Origin of the sequence: Peribacillus sp. Bi96, assembly GCF_918698115.1 — a bacterium.
Classification (GTDB): domain Bacteria; phylum Bacillota; class Bacilli; order Bacillales; family DSM-1321; genus Peribacillus.
Genome location: NZ_CAKKLV010000006.1, coordinates 121404 through 142554, shown reverse-complemented (window position 1 = coordinate 142554; position 21151 = coordinate 121404). Strand labels below are relative to the sequence as shown.

The following is a 21151-nucleotide window of genomic DNA, read 5'->3' as shown; positions in this document are numbered from 1 at the left end:
TTGGAAAAATTTGCTTTATAATGAACTGTATTAGGAAGAATAATACACCCATTATATAGGGGGAGGTCGATTATGTTTGAGTTGGATGTAGAAAATAGTAAACCCATATATGAGCAACTGATGGATAAGTTTAAGGAACTAATGATTAATGACGTTTTACAGGAACATAATCAGCTTCCATCCATTCGAATATTGGCTCGGGAATTGACTATCAATCCAAATACAATCCAAAAGGCATACAAACAACTTGAATCTGACGGGTATATTTATACCTTACCAGGCAAAGGTAATTTCGTTGCCCCTCCTACATCTTTGAAAAATTCATTAGAAGAAAAGATTAGAAACGATCTTGAAAAGGTTTTTGCTGAAGCTCTGTATATCGGAATCGATAAACATGAAATTTATAGACTATTAGAAAAGGGGGGAGATTCATGATTGATATAAAACAGGTGAGTAAACTATATGAAGGAAAAGAAGCTATCAAGAACGTCAGCTTGGTCATACAAAAGGGCTCCATATTCGGCTTGTTAGGTTCGAATGGGGCAGGGAAAACGACCCTATTAAAGATGCTTTCAGGTAATTTGATTCAAGATGCCGGTGAAGTTCTTATTGATCGATCACATGTGTTTGAAAACCGTGAAGTGAAAAATCGTTGTTTCTTCCTGCCTGATACGCCTTATTTCTTGGCTAACTATACGATTTTGCAGATGGCGGATTTTTACAGCCAGGTTTATAGTCATTGGAATCAAGAACGTTTCTATCAATTACAGGAAGTATTCCCGATACCCTTACAATACAAAATACATAAACTATCAAAGGGGATGCAGAGACAGGTTGCTTTTTGGCTCGCTCTCTCGACGATGCCGGAAGTTTTGATCCTAGATGAACCTTTTGACGGGTTAGATCCGGTCATGCGTAAAAGTGTGAGACAGTTGTTGATTCAGGATGTTGCTGAACGGGATATGACGATTTTGATTTCGTCCCATAATCTCCGGGAAATTGAAGATTTAGCCGATCATGTAGGCATATTGCATAAAGGGCAGCTTGTTATCCAAAAGGATTTGGACGATTTAAAAGCGGATGTACACAAAGTGCAGATTGCATTTAAACATAAAATTCCCTATGGGCTATACCGCGGAATTCAAATTCTTAACAAGGAAAGACGTGGCAGCGTGATCGTTTGCATTGTGAAAGGTAAGGAATCCTTGATTAAATCGCACTTTAATCAGTTTCAGCCAGAAATATTCGATATTCTCCCCCTTACTTTAGAGGAGATATTCATTTATGAAATGGGGGATATAGGTTATGTCATCCAGAATAACCTCGTTTAATAAAGAACTGATTATCTATATTTTCAGAAGCACAGGCTGGATTGGTTTCCTATATTTCATCGGCCTCATATTTGCTCTGCCTCTGGAGATGTTAACGATCATTTTGAATGAGAATAATGAATATGTGAAATTAGAAAACCTTTTTTCCAGTCAGCAGATGATTCAATTTGTCTTGGTCATTGTTATTCCAGTATTACTTGCCATCTTTCTTTTTCGATTTTTACAGATAAAACAAGCCTCAGATTTTATTCATAGTTTACCGATTACTAGACGCAACATTTATTTTCATATGATTGGGACGGGGATTGGCTTCATCGTTTTGCCTATTTTACTTACAGGCTCAATATTGATGTTGTTCCACTCGGCAATAGATATAGAAAGGCTTTATACCATGGCGGATATTTGGTCATGGATGGGAATTACATTCATTTTGGAAGCTATTATCTTTTCTGTTGCCGTATTAATTGGAATGGTGACGGGATTATCTGCATTGCAAGGCTTGCTGACCTATGTTTTTCTTGCACTTCCGGTGGGTTTATTTATATTGATTACAGCCAATGTGAAGCTTTTGTTAGCAGGGTTTTCTGCAGATTATTATCTAAGTGGCAATATGAAAGGCATTTCACCCTTATTAGCTGCAACTGAGATGGAGAAAATTTCATTTTTATCGGTTAATACATTAATCTACGCTGTATTGACCTTGCTCTTTTTACTTATTTCTCTTTTTCTATATGAGAGGAGAAAGTTGGAGCATGTATCGCAAGCATTTGTTTTTCCAAAGATTAAGCCATTATTTAAATTCGGCCTGACCGTATGCATGATGCTGTTTACAGGCTTTTATTTTAGCGAAACGACAGGGAAACTCGGATGGATTTTATTCGGATATGCCGTCGGTTCTTTGCTTGGGTATTACTTAGGGGAAATCGTCTTGCAAAAGACATGGCGAATAAGCTTCAATCTGAGAGGCTATGTAACATTTACGGTTGTGGTTATCGTGCTGGCGCTCATTTTAAAAATAGACCCCATTCGGTTTAAGTCCAAGATTCCTGAGGAGAAAATGATAAGCCAAATTTATATTGGCAATGCTCCTTTGTTTATTGATGATGAAACAACGGATATTGCACCCACATTTCTTAAAGATAAGGAAAATATAGAAGCGATCAGGTTACTGCATCAGCAAATTATCGAAAAGGGAAAAAAGGTTTCGATTGGTGAATTGGATGACGGACAATCCGTATTTCTAATGTATGAACTCAAGAATGGAAAAAGGTTAGCAAGAGAGTATCATCTGCATAACTACGACTCATACTTGCAGCTATTGGCGAAAATTTATGAGTCCAGTGAATATAAAAAAACGGTGAATGAGCTATTGAATGTGTCAGCCAATGACGTTTCGCAAATCACGATAACCGCGAGCGGACAAGTGGACAAATCCGTATCGATTACGGATGGTCATCAGCTACAAGAAGCCGTGCAGGCATTGTCGGAGGATCTGTATAATCAGTCGTTGGCTCAAATGACAAATCCTTTTGGTGATTATGCCTCTATTGACATTCTTTTGAATAATAACAAAAGCATTAATTTGAATTGGGATTCTTCTTATTCTCGGTTTTCAAAATGGATGGAACAAACCGGGCAAGCCGAAGAAGCGCGGTTAATGGCTGACGATATCGATTATATTCTTGTGGTAAAAACCAATCCGCAAATTTATAATTCGATTTCTGAAAGTGAACTTGTACAACAGATTGAACAGCATCGGAATCGCTTGAAAATCAACACGGCTTCGGAAATCGAAACGGCCATTGATCATGCTCAAATCAATTGGGACGGAGAGTACGCAGCTGCTTTTTATTATAAAGATAGCAGAGGTGTGGATATCAAGAGCTTTTCTAGCGACCAGGTTCCCGGCTTTATTTTGGATCATTTTAGCGAATGAGAGGGAAGGGGAAACCCTTGATAGAGCAAATTTTTTTGATGAGTCCATAAAATATAAAGGATGCCACCGAAGTCGGTGGCATCCTTTATCAGTGCATATGTTTGTGTGTCTATACTTTATAGTTTTACGACGTTTTTAGCTTGAGGTCCGCGGTTTCCTTCTTCGATTTCAAATTCAACCTCTTGACCTTCATCAAGTGTCTTGAAACCCTCTCCCTGAATGGCGGAAAAATGTACGAATACATCGTCTTCGTTTGGTACTTCAATAAATCCAAATCCTTTGTCACTATTAAACCACTTTACTTTACCTGATACTGTCATTCTATGAATCCTCCTAAAAAATAAAAAAATATTAATGGTGATGATTTTCCTTTTTTTGAAAAAATCAATTTCACACATTATCAAGAACCCTCATTCAATTTGAAATTATCATACGAAGATGCTTGATAATATGTGAATGCTTACTGGATTCACATACAAAATACATATGTTTTATCTCTGGTCGAATTTCCAATTTTTTAGTATATACCCACCTTTATAAAGGATAAAACAAATGGAAGTAATTAATACATTTCCATTTGGTGATATAATATTAGGGAGGTTTTATGATGGGAAGGATAACGGCCATGATGAATATGATTTTCCTATAAGGAAAATTCGACCGGGGTTTTTCATGTTTAAAGGTAAAAGTGATGTTCAAATCATAAAAACAATGTGATATTAAAGTTTTTAGGGGAAATAATCGGGTATAGGTATGAAAGAAAGGACTGATGAATAATGAAGAAACTCTTAAAAAGGGCCGTCATTTTTGCCGCTCCCATCATTTTCAAAGAAGTAAAGAAGCGCTGGAAAAACAAACGAAATCAAAAAGCAATGAAAACAGCAAGATAGACCGTGAAATCATGAAAAAATGAACGATAATTATATGGATCGGGATAAGGGGCGCTGATGAGGCGTCTTTTGTTTTGTTCGCCGACCAAATCCTCTTACTGTGATTCATTCACCTCTACATCTTTCCTTCATATCGTGTTAAAATAGTAAGGTTGATTGAAATGAATGCCGAGTAGCCAAGGCGAAAGCCTTATGATATATTTCTTCTTACATATATTGTGTATGATCAGGAATTTTGCATACAAAGAAAGGTTGACATTCCAATGTAAAAATACAATTTACCCTCCAATAAATTTTAAATAAATTGATTACTTCAATAACGAAAGGAACATTTTATGACTACATTAAAAGACGAGGTTCAATCCCGACGGACCTTCGCAATCATCTCTCACCCGGATGCCGGGAAAACGACTCTGACAGAAAAATTATTGCTCTTTGGTGGCGCGATTCGTGATGCCGGAACGGTTAAAGCAAGAAAAACAGGGAAGTATGCAACTAGTGACTGGATGGAGATTGAAAAGCAACGGGGAATTTCCGTGACGTCTTCGGTCATGCAATTTGATTATGATGATTTCCGTGTTAATATTCTCGATACACCTGGTCACCAAGACTTCAGTGAGGACACATATCGTACGCTTATGGCTGTTGATAGCGCCGTGATGATCATCGATTCGGCAAAAGGGATTGAGGATCAGACGGTTAAATTATTCAAAGTTTGCCGGATGAGGGGTATCCCGATTTTCACGTTTGTCAACAAAATGGACCGACAAGGTAAAGCGCCGCTCGAATTACTTGCCGAACTTGAAGAAGTATTAGGAATTGAAACATACCCAATGAACTGGCCAATTGGTATGGGAAAAGACTTCGTGGGCATTTACGATAGGTTCAATAATCGGATTGAACAGTTCAAGACGGACGGTGATGAGCGTTTCCTTCCTTTGAATGAAGACGGTGAACTCGAAGCGGAACATAAACTTAAAGATTCCCAGTTGTATGAGCAAACTCTGGAAGAAATCATGCTATTGACGGAAGCAGGCAATCAATTCTCAGAAGAAAACATTGCGAACGGTACACTTAGTCCCGTATTTTTCGGAAGTGCATTAACGACATTCGGTGTTCAGACGTTTTTGGATGCTTATCTGCAATTTGCACCAGCTCCACAAGCCCGGATGACAACATCAGGTGAAATGAGTCCTGTCAGTAATGATTTTTCTGGCTTCATTTTCAAGATCCAAGCGAATATGAACCCAAAACACCGTGATCGGATTGCTTTCCTTCGAATCTGCTCCGGTAAATTCGAGCGTGGAATGAGCGTCAACTTGAGCAGGACAGGTAAACCAATCAACCTTTCTTCTTCCACCCAATTCATGGCTGATGATCGGAATACCGTAAACGAAGCAGTAAGCGGAGATATCATCGGTTTATATGATACAGGGAACTACCAAATTGGTGACACGATTACGACAAGCAAAGACTTGTTTCAGTTTGAAAAGCTGCCTCAGTTCACTCCGGAACTATTCATGAGGGTAACAGCCAAAAACGTCATGAAACAAAAACATTTCCATAAAGGAATTAACCAACTTGTACAAGAAGGGGCAATTCAGCTCTTCAAAACGGTTCGGATGGAAGAATATCTGCTTGGTGCAGTTGGGCAACTTCAATTTGAAGTATTCGAGCATCGAATGAGGAATGAGTACAATGTTGAAGTCTTGATGGAGCGTATGGGCAGTAAAATCACACGCTGGGCTGAAGATGAAAAGCTTGATGAGAATCTTCATAGCTCAAGAAGCATTCTTGTTAAAGACCGGTTTGATAAATATGCATTCTTATTTGAAAATGAGTTTGCACTTCGTTGGTTCCAGGATAAAAATCCTGACGTTGAATTATATAATCCAATGGATTTGAAATAATGGAGAAGCCCGTGTGATGCACACGGGCTTTTTCATTATGCATTGTTTAAGTATCGAAAGGTGTGGAATGAAAAGACCTTACAAAATCATGTGGAATATACTGCCAATGGGGAAAGCCGCAAATTTGGAAAGAAGATAAAAAATCAATCGGGCTTCGACTTATCCTGTTAAATCAAAATCACTTAGGCGGAGTATCGGTTTGGTACATTGGATCAGAAACCCCTGACATTTGGGATGTATATCAATTTAATCAATAGTTTAACTGAAAAACTTCGGATAGTGGAGGTTGTTCAGCTTGTAGAATAAGGTCCCTTTTAGGGTCTAAATCTGCAAGCTTTTTTTGTATAATCAAAAATAACAGATTCCAGATAAAAGTAATAAAAACAATAAAGACTGATGTTATAAATACATAAGTAGGATTTGCATGTTTTTTCGATTTATAGGTTTCAATTGCCCCGCATCCGCACTGATGTCTACAATTACTGAACCCTATTTCATAATCATTAACATATCTCTAGCAATTAAATGATCTTTTCTATGTTTAGGTCATTTTACACAATTGATGACTAAGTCTAAATATCGAGTACTTAATTACTTAATATTTGTTGATTTGAAATCTGTTGAAAATGCGGGTATTTTAATCATTGCCCCCTGTTTTAAACATGTCGATTTTAGATAAACGGAAACAGGGAGATAGAAGATGTTAGACTGCTGTATTTTTGAAAATTAAATAGTAACTAATTGGAAAGGTTAAATAAGAAAATCGTAGTAACTTTTAGCAGTGTAAGAATTGCTGGGATATTTCGCTAAACTTCTTATGAACTGTATCATACTAATAGAAAACTTGTGGCTTTAACCCTGGTGCAGGAGGAGTTTAGCAAAATAACTTATATTGATCTACCGAGGTATGTAGGGGATAAGATGTGAAAGGAGAATAATGACGGTGCGAGTAAGATTTTGAAATTTATTTCCAAGCCTACGAAGGTATAGTCTGTTTTAATATTTGGAAAATATTGCAGATGAATCAGTATTTTTAAGGATACCATGGGCAAATGGTTAGGTTATATATATATTATCTCAATTGATTTAAATCACTTGGCTATCTTTTTGGAACTTGATTAAGTACCGAATAATTGTGTGATGTAAGCAAAATGAACATACTTAACAAAAAGTATCATCCTTAAAGTTAATAGAGTTTTTAGACCAAAGAGGTGTGTAGCAGTGAAAAAAGGGAAATGGAGTCTACAGTTTACTATTATGATACTGGTGTGTGGGGTAGTAGCCCTATCATTATTTATTACAGATATTCTTATTAGCCAAACAGTAGCGGATACAATAGAGAAGAGCCAGACTGAAAAAGCAGTAAACGTAGCACGCATGGCAGCACAAACGTCGCTTGTAATCGAAGCGTTAAGTGGAAGTGGGAACAATCAGGAAGTTCAGCAATTTACCAATAGGATAAAAAAATCGACAGATGTAGAATTTGTAGTAATAATCGATAATAATGGAATCCGGAAAACTCACCCCGATCCAAGTAAAATAGGAAAAAAATTTGTTGGAGGGGATGAGAAAGATGTATTAAAAGGTAGAGAGCACATATCTATTTCCAAAGGAACTTTAGGCAGGTCTTTGCGTTCTTTCACCCCTGTTTATGATTCAGAGAATAATCAAATTGGAGCCGTGGTGGTCGGTATTTCTCTTCAAAAAGTTAATGATGCTGTATTAAAAAGCCGTTTAAATATTTATGTAGGAACAGTTTTTGGAATATTAACCGGAATTGCCGGCGCAATACTTTTGGCAAGGTATATTAAGAAAATATTATTTGGGCTGGAACCTTTTGCTATTGCGAAGGTTTTAAAAGAGCGAAACGCCATTTTACAATCAGTTCGGGAGGGAATTATAGCGGTAGATCAGAGTTCAACCATTACTCTCGTAAACAAAGCAGCTTTAAAGATATTTAAAAAAGCGGGCATTAATGAAAATCCAACGGGTAAAAAGGTAACTAGTTACATGCCTGACTCAAACCTGGATAGAATCCTGGAGACCGGTAAGGTCGAATTAGATAAAGAGCAGGATTTAAAAGGTAGTGTCTTACTAGTGAATAGGGTACCAGTATTTGTGAAGGATGAAATCGTAGGTGCCGTGGCTACATTTCGTGATAAAACAGAAATACATCTGCTGGCGGAACAGCTGACTGGAGTCCGTTTATATGCTGAATCGTTAAGGGCCCAGTCGCACGAATTCATGAACAAACTTCATGTAATACTTGGTATGGTGCATATGCATTATTATGATCAGCTTGCGGCATATATTAGTGATCTTGTTGACCACAGAGAAAACGAGATTGGCTTTATTACCAAAACCGTTAAAGATCCAGTACTAGCCGGTTTTTTAATTGGAAAACTAAGTTATGCCAGGGAAGCAGGTGCTAAGCTGGCATTATCCTCTGACTTTCAATTGCCAGAACCAGAAAATGCTTCTATTACTCATGAGCTAATTACGATAATAGGAAATTTGATTGACAATGCTATAGAAGCAGTGGAAAAAAGGCCCGTTAAACGAATTGAATTAAAGTTTGATTATGCAGATGATATTTTAACTATTGAAGTTCATGATACTGGACAGGGAATATCTGATGCCAATCTTAATCATATCCTTCTAAAAGGATTTACAACAAAAGGAGAGGACAGGGGGATTGGTTTATATTTGGTTAAGGCAAGCCTGGATAAGCTAGGTGGAGATCTCGATATTAGTTCAAAAGAAGGTCAAGAAACAACGTTTGTGGTTTATATACCATACAAAAGCAAGGATGATGTAGGATGATTAAGGTAATGATCGTAGAAGATGACCCGATGGTTGCAGAGTTCAATAAGCGCTATTTGAATCAAGTCGATGGCTACGAATTAGCTGCTGTCTGTTCCTCAGTGGATCAAGCTCTGAATGTATTGGAAAATCAAAGAATAGGGTTAGTTCTATTAGACATTTTCATGCCTGGGAAAAATGGACTCGATTTACTCTCACAAATTCGAGAAAGTGAAAAAGAGATAGATGTTATTGTCATTTCTGCTGCGTCGGACATTGAGAGGATTCAGAAAGCATTAAGACTAGGTGCTGTTGATTATTTAATTAAGCCGTTTGAATTTGAGCGTTTTAACGCGGCCTTATCAGCATATCGGAACAAATCAGCTTTTATTCAAGATAAAAATATGCTAAATCAAGAAGAATTGGATTATCGAATATTGCATCAAGAAGAAAATCATTTACCAGAGGAATTACCGAAAGGATTGGCTCAAGATACCTTAAAGATTATATGGAATGTGATCCTGGTATTTAAAAATGCTCCCTTTTCAACAGAGGAAGTCGTAAATTTGGCGGGTATATCCAGGGTATCAGTAAGGAAATATTTAAAATTCATGAAGGATATCGGGGTCCTTGATGTTAAGGTAATTTATGGAACGGTAGGCCGACCAGTCTCCCAACACAAATTTAATGATGACAAGAGCCATATTATTCAACGTTATCTGTAAGCAGCCAAATGGCTGCTTACTTTTTTTAATTACATAATACTAAAATTAGTTAAATAAGCTAGTGTCCCCCGTAAATGACTACTAAGATATAGACTGGCGATTGAGTTATTTATAAATTTTTCACAAGATTGAACAAAAAAGCAGTAATGAGGAAATATTTACGTTTTTATGTGCTGTATATTTATTTTCCTTTTTCAGTTTTCTTTTAGTAATTACACTTCCCCAGGGAAGAATATACTCTATTGCCTGGTAATGATCATTTTTAAATATACATTTTTAGGAAGAGGGTACGTCTATGACAGCTTATGATAAGACAAAAAAGGGATTGGAAACAACTTTAAGAGGAAAAGGTATTCTGTCAAACCCTTTTATTAATAAAGGGGTTGCTTTCACTAAGGAAGAAAGAAATGAACTAGGATTGGTAGGCTTGCTGCCATCCCAGGTGCTTACTCTTGAGGAACAAGTAAAAAGAGCTTATGAACAATTCTCCACTCAACATAGCGATATTCGGAAGAATGGAATGTTATATGATTTATTTAATAGGAATGTGGTCCTGTTTTACCGCCTACTTAAAGACCATCTAAGTGAAATACTTCCGATCATTTACACACCTACTGTAGGAGAGGCCATTCAACAGTACTCCCAAGAATATCACCGTCCAGGAGGTCTATACCTATCTATTGATAATTTGGAGGGAATGGAAGATGCATTTAAAAACCTGGACCTTTCATCTGATGATATCGATTTAATAGTTGTTACAGATTCTGAAAGTATTCTCGGAATCGGAGATCAGGGAGTTGGTGGAATTAACATAGCCATTGGTAAATTGGCAGTCTACACGGCAGCTGCGGGAATTGATCCAAGCAGGGTGCTACCTATTGTCCTGGATGTTGGGACTGACAATGAAAGCCTGATTAGTGATCCACTGTATATTGGTAACAGGTTTGGGCGTGTTCGCGGTGATGAATACACCGAATTCATTGATTTATTTGTTGAAAATTCTCAAGCCTTCTTCCCAAGGGTATTACTACACTGGGAAGACTTTGGAAATATAAATGCACGAAATATAATCGATAATTATGGCGAAAAGATCCTCACTTTTAATGATGATATACAAGGTACAGGTGCAGTAACACTAGCCGCCGTAAAGTCTGCATTACAAGTAACTGGTGTTCCTTTAAATGAACAAAGAGTTGTTGTTTTCGGTCCAGGTGCAGCAGGAATCGGTAATGCTGATCAGATGGTTGAAGCCATGATCCTTGATGGTATTTCCAGAGAAGAGGCATATGGTCACTTTTGGGCCGTCGATTATCGTGGCTTGTTGATAGATGACATTCCGGATGTTTTGAAATTCCAAAAGTCGTATTGCCGGAAAGCTGAAGAAGTCGAGGAATGGGCTCGGAATGAAGCCGGAATTATCCCATTATTAGAGGTAATAAAAAAGGTTAAACCAACCATCTTAATCGGCACTTCTGGTCAAACTGGGGCTTTCTCAGAAGAAGTTGTAAAAGAAATGGCAAAGCACGTGGAACATCCTATTATTATGCCGATGTCAAACCCGACTCCCTTAGCGGAAGCTGTTCCTGAAGACCTTATAAAGTGGACTCAAGGTAAAGCCTTAATAGCGACAGGAAGCCCGTTTGATGATGTTGACTATAATGGTGTGATTTATACAATCGGACAATCTAATAATGCATATATTTTCCCAGGACTTGGTCTTGGTGCAATTGTCGCAGAAGCAACAATAATCTCTAAGGGCATGCTTGCAGCAGCCTCATCTGCTGTTTCAAGATTATCGGATAGCAGTAAGCATGGTGCTTCTTTACTCCCTTCAATCAAACAATTGCAAGAGGTTTCTAAATCTGTAGCCATTGAAGTGGCAAAGACAGCCATTGAAGAAGGAATTGCGAAAGCGGATATAACAGATATTGAAAAAGCGATAACAGAATCCATGTGGAAGCCGGAGTACAAAACTATTCATGGAAAATAAAGCCAGCTAGTTTTGTTGTCTCAAATGAAAGGGGATCCGTTTTAGGGGAACCTCCGTATAAGTCAGCCGTAGTAGAATCTTTTAAATTGGACAATTTTTTGGAAAGAGAAGTGCATCTCGAGTGAATATTGGGAATATATTTTTAACATTAATACCAATCTTTTTTACAATTATTATTGGTTATTTGGGTGGCTATTTTAAAGTTTTTAATTCAGAATCATCCAAAGGGCTTAATACGTTAGTTACAAAATTTGCATTACCTGCACACTTATTCATTGGGATCACAACAACCTCAAAACAAACCTTAATTAATCAATGGTCATTTTTCTTAACTATGACCATAGGTGTTATTGGCTTTTACATTATCCTTTTAATAGTGGCTCGTTTGGTGTTTAAATACGATTTAACTAAAGCATCTATGTTTTCATTAAACGCAACTCAGCCAGCCTTTGCTTTTATGGGGATATCTGTATTAGGCAGCTTGTTTGGGGCGCAAGAGATAGCTATACCTATTGCGATTACCGGTATTGTGGTGAATGCCCTTCTGGATCCATTAGCAACAATAGTTGGTACGGTCGGACAATCCAGATTGGGTAAATCTAAAGATGAAAAAACAAACATTATGGGTATCGTTTTGCATGGTCTTAGCGAACCGCTTGCATGTATTCCCTTACTTGCTGTTGTATTGACACTATTAGGGTTCCAGGCACCGGATATCATAAAAAATGCGCTCGATCAAATTGGGTCAGTGACATCTGGGGTTGCATTATTTGCTGTAGGTGTAACCGTGGGTATCCGTAAGATTAGCTTACGACCAATTGCTTTTGGTATTTCCATTTTAAAAGTTGTAGCTATTCCATTATTTATGATTCTGGTTGCTCATCTTATTGGCCTTGATCATGCAGATACAATTAAAGCTATTTTGCTAGTATCATTTCCAGGATCTGCTGTAGCAGCCATGATTTCAACTAGATTTGATTCGTTATCAACTGAAACAGCATCTTCATTTGTAATTAGTACCATTCTATCTTTAATTACATTACCTATCTATATATCCTTGTTAATGTAGCCTTCTAAGTATCCATCCTTCTTGGATGGATACTTTTCAACGGAAGTTTGTGAAATGCTTAACAAACTTATTGTATAACATTAACCTTTTTTTGAAAAGAGGAGATGTTGGCTATTTTTATTTAAGGCAATGTTAAAGGTAAATTAAATAGATAGATAGTTTTTTTTGGATGGCGTTTGAATAAAGGTGGAAGCCCAGGAAAATGCGTCGCAAAAAGTATCAATTGTAGAAATCGCTATTAATCAAAATAAGATTATAATAAAAGGGTTTGTGTAATTACACATACGAATGTAGCAGTTGATGAAATTTAAAATCTAAATCTAGAATATCTGCTTGGTGCAGTTGGGCAACTTCAATTTGAAGTATTCGAGCATCGAATGAGGAATGAGTACAATGTTGAAGTCTTGATGGAGCATATGGGCAGTAAAATCACACGCTGGGCTGAAGATGAAAAGCTTGATGAGAATCTTCATAGCTCAAGAAGCATTCTTGTTAAAGACCGGTTTGATAAATATGCATTCTTATTTGAAAATGAGTTTGCACTTCGTTGGTTCCAGGATAAAAATCCTGACGTTGAATTATATAATCCAATGGATTTGAAATAATGGAGAAGGCCGTGTGATGCACACGGGCTTTTTTCTTTAACTCAGTAGACACTCTAAGGATCATTTGCACTTTCTTTAATCTCCTTGTTTTTTACCTGATAATTTATCTGGCGAAAAAGGCTTCTTTACATTGTTTTCACGATCTTGATTTATTACTTCTTGAAGGCGTCCTTGATAGGCAAAGTTGATTGGAACAAGTTTTCGATATTCCTGCGGGAAAAGCGGGTCCAAGGGAGACCCCGCAGGCGCACAGCGAGTGCCTGGAGTGTAATAACAACATTCGATTTACAAGTCCTCAAAAAAACTGAAGGTAAAATCCATTATTATCGAGTTTGTCTACAGTCTGGAAGCCCCGTGTGATGCACACGGGTTTTTTTTATTATCTGGATCTTTTTTAATATTCAAAGTTTCTTTTCGTACATTAAACAATGTACTATAACTTCAATTGTCTAACATTATGTCCTTCCTGTATGTTGGCACTTGTAACGTCCTTTCGGAAATGTGGGGTAATTTCCTCGATTGACATAGATCCATCGGCCTGATGGGAAGCGTGCTAGTGAAAAATGGATGGATAGATTCACATCAAAACCCTCCAATTGTCATGTTAATTAAGGGGTTTTTTCTCATTCCATAGGGAGATACAACCAAGATTATTACCCCAATTTACAGCATTAACATTTATCCTCTATTATTTAACAGAAGATAATAAATATTCTAAAAAAATAAGGAGGAACGGAATAATGAAATTTTCTAAAAGGAAACATGTTTTATCAGGCACCCTTGCTGCTGGGCTTCTTCTATCTACAACCTTTTCGATTCATCCATTGGCGGAGAAACCAGAAGTGACGGTTACCCATAAAAATGTTGAAGACATTCTATCGAACTTATCCAAGGAGCAACGACAAGCGCTTCAGAAGCTAAACGCTGGTCCTAACTTCACCATTTCTCCAGATATAAAAACAAATAGCCCGGAGCTGGTTTCTGTAATTGTTGAGTTCGAACAAGCTCCTGCGCAGGTCGCCGTCAAAAAACAAACGGTGCTTGGGAAAAAAATGACGATTGATTCCGCAAAAAATAACGTAGATCAGTCACATCAAGAATTTAAAAGCTATATTAACTCTTTGAAAAAGAAAAAAGATTTTTCCAAGTATGATTCCAGTAAATTAATGATAAACAGAGAATATAAACATGCATTTAACGGCGTTTCCATGACGTTGCCAGGAGTTGCGGTAAAAGATTTACTTCAATCAGGGGCAGTTAAACGAATCTGGAATAATGCAAAAATCCAATTGGAGCTCCCGGTTCATGAAAAAGGGATCACTTCAAAAATGGCTGATAGCATTCCTCAAATTGGAGTAGATAAACTTCATGAAGAAAATATAAAAGGAAAAGGAATCAAAGTTGGTGTCCTTGATACTGGCATCGACTACAATCACCCAGATTTAACCAATGCATATAAAGGATACCGAAGTAAAAAAGGCGAGAACCCTAAGGACATTGAGCCTTCTTCGGTTAAGGGCTGGGATTTCGTCGATAATGATGCAGACCCGATGGAGACAACCTATGAAAATTGGAAATCATCCGGTCAACCGGAATTCAGCAGCAGTGGTTCCGCTTACTATACAGCTCATGGCACACATGTTTCTGGAACGATCGCCGCAACAAAAACAAATGAAGTGGATTATGCAGTGAAAGGTGTTGCTCCTGAAGCTGACCTCTATACATACCGTGTGTTAGGACCGTATGGTTCCGGTTCCAATGAAGGTGTAATAGCAGGAATTGATAAAGCAGTCAGTGATGGTATGGATATCATGAATCTATCACTTGGATCATCTGTCAATGATCCGCTTGACCCTACTTCTGTAGCGATCAACAATGCAATGCTCTCTGGGGTTGTCTCCGTTGTGGCTGCCGGTAATGCGGGGCCAGGTGCGAAAACTTTAGGCTCTCCTGGAACAGCTGCCCTTGGCATTTCAGTTGGGGCAAGTGATTCTGCCATGAAGATCCCTACCATAACTGCAGAGGCTGGAAAGTATACATTTGAAAACATGAAACTTTTAGGTAAAAACTTTTCGGATCGGATTGAAGAATTAACTGGTCAATCGCTTCCGGTCGTTTATACCGGCATTGGACAGGAAAGCGACTTTAAAGGGAAAGATGTTCGAGATAAAATCGCTCTTATTGAGCGAGGAACGCTTACGTTTGATGTGAAAATAAAGAATGCAAAGGCAGCTGGGGCAAAAGCAGTTATCATCTATAACAATGTGGATGGCGAAATCACCTCATATGTTGGGGAAGGAATGGACTTTATCCCTACTTTCCGATTAACCAAAGAAGAGGGGGAAAAATTAAAAGCTGTCGAAAATGGATCCCTTACATTTAAAGATACAGGGAATACAAAAACAGTCGGAGATAATTTGGCAGACTTCAGTTCCAGAGGTCCAGTTAACGGAAATTACGATATTAAGCCAGATATAGTTGCGCCGGGCGTGGCCATTTTCTCCACTGAGCCGGAATATATCAATAGTCCAGATGAAGGAATTGATTACACAACATCTTACGGACGTATGCAAGGCACTTCAATGGCTACACCGCATGTTACGGGTGTTGCTGCTTTAATATTACAAGAACACGGGGATTATGACCCATTTGATGTGAAAGAAGCACTCATGAATACATCCGTTGATTTACAAAAAGATCATTCGGTGAATGAAGTTGGAGCAGGCCGTATCGATGCCTATGATGCCGTGCATGTGGATACTTCGATAAAAGTATTGGATAAAACCGAAATTGTCGAAGGTGATAAAACGACAGAAATTAACGAGGAAACGGGCTCACTTGCATTTGGCCGGGAATATATAAGAGACAATGATGAAGCGATTGAACTCACGAAAAAAGTGGAAATTGAAAATAAGGGGAAAAAGAAAAAATATACCATTGATGTTGAATACCATAAGAATATAAAAGGGGTACAAGATGCCACTGCAAATGGTGTAAAGGTAAAAGTGAAGAAGTCGGTCACTGTAGCCAAAGGTAAGTCCAAAGTAATTGAACCAACCATCAGCGTACCCGCAACAGCAAAAGAAGGGGCATATGAAGGATACCTTCACATCACTAATTCTGAAAATGATGAAGAAACGTATCAAATTCCATTTTCGATCACCGTAACAGATAAAGGAATTGATTATGTAGAAACGGACAGTCCATCAATTGCTAATGATTTTCCGTTTTGGCAATACTATAACCCATTTATGAATGCAATGTTTCAGTTGAAAAGCCCAATGGAAACAGTGGACGTTATCCTAAAAGATACGAATTCCGGTAAGCCATTAGGGTACGTAGGGAGCCTCAATGCTTCTAGGTTCGAACCTGATAAACCATATTATATTCTTTTGGCGTTTACTGGTCATGTATATCCATTTACAAACGATCCAGAGCATCCGATTTCCGATACGTATAAGAAACTTCCAGAAGGGGACTACACTCTAGAGTTCATAGGAAGTGATGAGTCGGGAAAAACCTACTCAGCTGGTACTGCCGCAATAGTCGATAACACCCCTCCAGACGTAAAATGGGACAAAGAACCAGGCGTATATGAAATAAATGACTCGATGTTTACAGAAGAAGATGGTCAGAAGGCTTTCTATGTACACGGAAATGTCAATGATGCGACAGTAAAAGTACTTCAAGATAAAGGTTTGGACTATGACCAAACTTCCAATACTATGTTTTACGATACGAGCAAATACGCATATTTTGGCAGGGAATTCCCAATCGATCCTGACGGAAATGCGAAATTCGGAATCGAAGAAAGTGATATTGCAAATGATGCACTTTATCTAAGGTTGGCAACTACAGATATGGCAACAGCAATGAATCCTCAAGATTATGTGTTTTTAAAAGAAGGGACTGAATATCTCACATCAAACTATGATAAAGAGGTGCTGAAAAAGGATGATACATTTACCATGACTTTATCAGTCAATAATGTAAAACAGTTCCTCTCAGGAGAATATTCGATCAAGTTTGAAGGTGACCTTTATCAATTTAAAAATGCTAAACTTTCTAGTGAAATAAAAAAATATGCAAAAGAAAAAGGGTTGGATGTTTCTTTAACCAAGCCTGTCGTTAATGATGCTGATTATTTTAATGTAGTCAAAGTTGGCGCGGAATTAACAGGAAAGGCATTTAAAGGTTTAAACGGAGATATGCCTTTACTAGATGTATCCTTTAAACTTGTCGATGATACCTTTTATCATTTATATGCGGGATTGGATGTAGAAGAAGCTTCTTATATAAAACAAGGGGGCAATATTGCAACCGATCTTCCACATTACAGCGTTGACCGATATAAAATCATTTCTAAGCACTCAACTTTAAACGGATCGATTTCTCCAGAAGCGTTTTTAAGTGAGGAAGGTTATATAAAGCCAGGAAATATCACCAAAATCGGTGTGAAAGTTTATGCGCAATCAAAAGCAGGGAAAAAATATCCTGGAACACTTGATGATTGGGGACAATATATAGTCAAAGGGATTCCTGCATCAAACCAAGAATATACGCTTGTCGTTGAAACGCCATCACATCTTAAGAGCTATACAAACTTCGTTCCAGGTAAAGAAAAAGATGGGACAATTCTAGGACAGAATATTAGAATCAGGCCGAATATGAATCTAGCAGGAGATATCAATAAAGATAAAGTCATCGACATTAAAGATATTCAGGTAGTCGTTGATGCATATGGTATTAAAGATAACTCCTTAGTGAAAGAAGATATCAATCAAGACGGTATCGTTGATGAATTGGACGTCCGCTATGTCGAGAGAAACTTTTTGACGAAAGGGCCGGATGCACCAAGTAATAAAGTGCCGAAAGAAAAAATCGGCAATAAAGGTTTGGACTACTTTTTACGTCTCATAGGACTAGAAACGAATCAATAGCATTTGCCCCAGGAAAGAAATTTCCCTGGGGCTTTTACTTTTTTTGCTATAATAGGAGGAAAAAGTTACGTGGGGGAATTTTTGGTGGAGGGTAAAATCATTAAGTTTTATCGGGAAAAAGCTCAAATGACACAAAAGGAGCTTGTACAAGGAATTTGTTCCATTACACATTTAAGCAAGATTGAACGTGGGATTACCGAGTATTCCAAAGAGATGATAATCCTGTTATCCGAGAGGCTGCATATCAATATAAAAGAAGAGGTCAGAAAATATCATCTATTGGGCCAAAAACTTGATGAGTGGCAGAATGCTTTGATTTCACAACAGACGGAAGACTCCGCTAGGTTAAAAAAAGAAATAGAAGATGAGCCGCTTAGAGAGCTTCCTGATTTTCATGCTTCCTATAATTTAATCCTCTCAAGGTATCATCTATTCATGAACCTTCCGGAGAAAGCGTTTGAAACGATACAAATCATCCAAGGGAAAGAGACACAGCTCTCATCATACGAACGCAATTATTTAAAACATATTATGGGCATCTATTATTTTCTGACTGGACAATTCAAGGATTGCATCAACATCCTTACGAGCATTGATCATTCCGGATACCATCACAATGAATATTATTATCACCTTGCACTGGCACACCATTCAACACATTCCAATATTGCATCCTACTATTACGCTGAAAAAGCGCTAGCCTATTTTCAGAAAACATTGAATGTACTAAGAATCATCGATACCGAAACAATGATGCTTGTTCAGTTGAACACAAGGGAACTTCACGACTTTGATGATACCAAGAAAAAATACGATTCCTTAATAAAAATGTGTGATACGTGTCAGGCATATGATCGTAAATCCAAGCTCCTTAACAATCTTGCTTTCGAATGTTATAGAAGGAAAAGGTTTGATGATGCAAGAAAATTATACGAAAGGGCGCTTCAACTCGTTGATGAAGATAATCCTTTTTACACGATGTTTTTGGATGGATACATCAATAACGCGATAAAAGGAAAGCTATTGAATGATACAGACCTCACGGACCTAGCTAAAAAAGGATTGAGACTTGCCCGAAAACATAAAGGCATGCCACCCTTTTATTTTCAATTGCATCTATATGCAATCCAGGATGAGGAAGAAAAATTCTACCGTTTAATAGAAGAAGAAGCTCTGCCCTATTTCCGAAAAACAGGCTACATAGTCCTGATCGATCATTATGAGAAAAAGCTGTTTCATTATTTAGTAAAGATCAATGAGACAACCAAGGCATTGCAATTAGCCCAAATAATTATCGAATCACATAAAAGTCATTATGATGGAATGAACTGAACATATATTCATGGAAGGAGCATGGAAAAGGTAAATATCATTGCAAAATTTAAAATCTACTAAATTAATCCTTTGACAATCTCCCGAAACTCCTTTATATTTAGCTAGTACTTTAGTGCTTAAAAGCGTTTCAGTAATTATGATGAGTGAAAAGGTCCAATCCTTACCTCAGAGAATACACAACATGAAAGCGGGGAATTACATCATGCGTCTTGAAGATGCAAAGCTAAAACTCTCCTTACCTGAAGCAATCGGGGTTTTGGCAGTTCTTTTATTAATTATTGCAACTGGTATCATACATTTTGAACTGGCCCCCCATATTCCAATAATAACGGCTATCCTATTTCTATTTGTTTATGGAAAGATCAAGAAGCTGCCATTTTCGATTATGGAGGCGGCTATCGTCAAAGGTGCAGTTTCTGGTATGGGGGCCATCTATATATTCTTTTTCATTGGAATGTTAATTTCGATCTGGATGGCAAGCGGGACGATCCCGACCATCATGTACTATGGGTTTGACTGGATTTCTGGTGAATATTTCTATGCGGTCACATTTCTGGTGTGTTCGCTAATTGGGCTCTGTATCGGGAGTTCACTTACAACATCAGCCACGATCGGCGTTGCTTTCATAGGTATGGCGGCGGCGATGGATTTATCGTTGGCGATTACAGCGGGTGCAATCATTTCCGGTGCATTTCTTGGGGATAAAATGTCTCCATTATCAGACTCGACCAACCTTGCTTCGGGAACGGTTGGAGTAGCATTATTTGAACATATTAATAATATGCTGTGGACAACGATTCCAGGTTTTATAATATCCCTTATCATCTTTTACTTCCTTTCACCGAATGTGAAACTGGATCGTGTTGAGGAGATTGAAGCCATGACCAAGGCATTGGAAATGGAAACGAACATTAGCATATGGAGTTTGATTCCGTTTGTCATCGTTCTGGTCATGGCTTTGAAAAAGGTGTCAGCGATTCCGACATTGTCAGCAGGAATCATTTCGGCGGCTGTCATTACTTTCATACAAACGCCAAGTGTGACGGTTGCAAAACTAGCAGATATTTTATACGGCGGCTTTGTACTTAAGAGTGGAATGGATCAACTTGACTCAATCCTATCGCGGGGCGGCATTGAAAGTATGATGTTCTCCGTTTCGATGGTGTTGTTGGCATTGGCGATGGGCGGACTATTGTTTGAATTAGGAGTCATCCCTTCTATTTTAAATGCGGTCCAGGATTCATTGACGAGTGTAGCGAAAGTGATTTCAGCTACCGTATTTGCAGGAATCAGCGTAAATTTCCTAGTGGGGGAACAGTACTTGTCAGTTATACTTCCTGGGAAAGCCTTTCAGCAGAAATATGAAGATTTAGGCTTGCAGCCAAAAACGCTTGCGAGGGTACTTGAAGATGCGGGAACAGTTGTGAACCCTCTAGTTCCTTGGGGTGTCTGCGGTGTATTCTTAACACAGGTATTGGGTGTCCCCACTCTTGAATATGCCCCATTTGCCTTTTTCTGCCTTCTTTGTCCTTTGCTCAGTTTGATTGCGGGCTTTACGAAAATAGGTATCCATTATAAATGAAAAAACAGGCGGTCGATTCGACTGCCTGTTTTTTTT

The 21151-nt window shown here is 38.1% G+C and carries 13 protein-coding genes and 1 pseudogene; 13 read left to right on the top strand and 1 reads right to left on the bottom strand.

Going from position 1 to position 21151, the window contains the following annotated elements; genetic code table 11:
• Window positions 1-72 precede the first annotated feature (72 nt).
• From LQ203_RS10120 to LQ203_RS10110, 3 genes are read left to right on the top strand one after another with little or no spacing between them, the layout of a single operon-like run.
• A complete protein-coding gene (locus LQ203_RS10120) occupies window positions 73-435 on the top strand; it encodes a GntR family transcriptional regulator (protein ID WP_230157642.1) in 363 nt (120 codons plus the stop codon).
• Window positions 432-1331 (top strand): ABC transporter ATP-binding protein, encoded by a 900-nt coding sequence (locus LQ203_RS10115; RefSeq protein ID WP_230157640.1) that lies wholly within the window; start codon window positions 432-434, stop codon window positions 1329-1331. Before LQ203_RS10120 ends, LQ203_RS10115 begins: the two co-directional genes overlap by 4 nt.
• Complete coding sequence (locus tag LQ203_RS10110) at window positions 1306-3267, top strand: DUF6449 domain-containing protein (RefSeq protein ID WP_230157638.1); 1962 nt, start codon at window positions 1306-1308, stop codon at window positions 3265-3267. Before LQ203_RS10115 ends, LQ203_RS10110 begins: the two co-directional genes overlap by 26 nt.
• A 116-nt stretch (window positions 3268-3383) precedes the next feature.
• On the opposite strand, the gene LQ203_RS10105 is transcribed toward LQ203_RS10110, so the two are convergent.
• Window positions 3384-3587: a cold-shock protein gene (locus LQ203_RS10105; RefSeq protein WP_230157636.1), complete on the bottom strand. Its 204-nt coding sequence runs from the start codon at window positions 3585-3587 to the stop codon at window positions 3384-3386.
• Between the two features lie 449 nt (window positions 3588-4036).
• Between LQ203_RS10105 and LQ203_RS10100 the strand changes: the two genes are divergently transcribed.
• The 10 genes and pseudogenes from LQ203_RS10100 (at window position 4037) to nhaC (ending at window position 21115) form a co-directional block, all read left to right on the top strand.
• On the top strand, window positions 4037-4180 hold the full coding sequence (locus LQ203_RS10100; protein ID WP_230157634.1) for a hypothetical protein: 144 nt from the start codon (window positions 4037-4039) through the stop codon (window positions 4178-4180).
• Between the two features lie 312 nt (window positions 4181-4492).
• The gene (locus LQ203_RS10095; RefSeq protein ID WP_230157632.1) at window positions 4493-6067 is read left to right on the top strand and encodes a peptide chain release factor 3; all 1575 of its coding nucleotides are present in this window, start codon (window positions 4493-4495) and stop codon (window positions 6065-6067) included.
• A 1221-nt stretch (window positions 6068-7288) separates the two neighbouring features.
• Window positions 7289-8890: a DcuS/MalK family sensor histidine kinase gene (dcuS, locus tag LQ203_RS10090; protein ID WP_230157630.1), complete on the top strand. Its 1602-nt coding sequence runs from the start codon at window positions 7289-7291 to the stop codon at window positions 8888-8890.
• Window positions 8887-9594: a response regulator gene (locus tag LQ203_RS10085; protein WP_230157628.1), complete on the top strand. Its 708-nt coding sequence runs from the start codon at window positions 8887-8889 to the stop codon at window positions 9592-9594. The genes dcuS and LQ203_RS10085 overlap by 4 nt, the downstream gene beginning before the upstream one ends.
• Before the next feature lie 295 nt (window positions 9595-9889).
• Entirely contained in the window at window positions 9890-11584 is a 1695-nt protein-coding gene (locus LQ203_RS10080; RefSeq protein ID WP_230157626.1) for an NAD-dependent malic enzyme, read from the top strand.
• A gap of 121 nt (window positions 11585-11705) precedes the next feature.
• Window positions 11706-12653 (top strand): AEC family transporter, encoded by a 948-nt coding sequence (locus tag LQ203_RS10075; RefSeq protein ID WP_230157624.1) that lies wholly within the window; start codon window positions 11706-11708, stop codon window positions 12651-12653.
• Window positions 12654-12970: 317 nt separating this feature from the next.
• Window positions 12971-13258, top strand: a pseudogene (locus LQ203_RS10070) (peptide chain release factor 3); the annotation flags it as partial.
• A 740-nt stretch (window positions 13259-13998) separates the two neighbouring features.
• A complete protein-coding gene (locus LQ203_RS10065) occupies window positions 13999-18198 on the top strand; it encodes a S8 family serine peptidase (RefSeq protein ID WP_230157622.1) in 4200 nt (1399 codons plus the stop codon).
• Between the two features lie 69 nt (window positions 18199-18267).
• The gene (locus LQ203_RS10060) at window positions 18268-19530 is read left to right on the top strand and encodes a helix-turn-helix domain-containing protein (protein WP_230157621.1); all 1263 of its coding nucleotides are present in this window, start codon (window positions 18268-18270) and stop codon (window positions 19528-19530) included.
• A 205-nt stretch (window positions 19531-19735) separates the two neighbouring features.
• A complete protein-coding gene (nhaC, locus tag LQ203_RS10055; protein WP_230157619.1) occupies window positions 19736-21115 on the top strand; it encodes a Na+/H+ antiporter NhaC in 1380 nt (459 codons plus the stop codon).
• Window positions 21116-21151 lie beyond the last annotated feature (36 nt).

Excerpts from the sequence above, each read along its gene's own strand:
- LQ203_RS10120 (WP_230157642.1), top strand. The coding sequence starts at position 73 with ATGTTTGAGTTGGATGTAGAAAATAGTAAACCCATATATGAGCAACTG.
- LQ203_RS10115 (WP_230157640.1), top strand. The coding sequence starts at position 432 with ATGATTGATATAAAACAGGTGAGTAAACTATATGAAGGAAAAGAAGCT.
- LQ203_RS10110 (WP_230157638.1), top strand. The coding sequence starts at position 1,306 with ATGTCATCCAGAATAACCTCGTTTAATAAAGAACTGATTATCTATATT.
- LQ203_RS10105 (WP_230157636.1), bottom strand. The coding sequence starts at position 3,587 with ATGACAGTATCAGGTAAAGTAAAGTGGTTTAATAGTGACAAAGGATTT.
- LQ203_RS10100 (WP_230157634.1), top strand. The coding sequence starts at position 4,037 with ATGAATAATGAAGAAACTCTTAAAAAGGGCCGTCATTTTTGCCGCTCC.
- LQ203_RS10095 (WP_230157632.1), top strand. The coding sequence starts at position 4,493 with ATGACTACATTAAAAGACGAGGTTCAATCCCGACGGACCTTCGCAATC.
- LQ203_RS10085 (WP_230157628.1), top strand. The coding sequence starts at position 8,887 with ATGATTAAGGTAATGATCGTAGAAGATGACCCGATGGTTGCAGAGTTC.
- LQ203_RS10080 (WP_230157626.1), top strand. The coding sequence starts at position 9,890 with ATGACAGCTTATGATAAGACAAAAAAGGGATTGGAAACAACTTTAAGA.
- LQ203_RS10065 (WP_230157622.1), top strand. The coding sequence starts at position 13,999 with ATGAAATTTTCTAAAAGGAAACATGTTTTATCAGGCACCCTTGCTGCT.
- nhaC (WP_230157619.1), top strand. The coding sequence starts at position 19,736 with ATGCGTCTTGAAGATGCAAAGCTAAAACTCTCCTTACCTGAAGCAATC.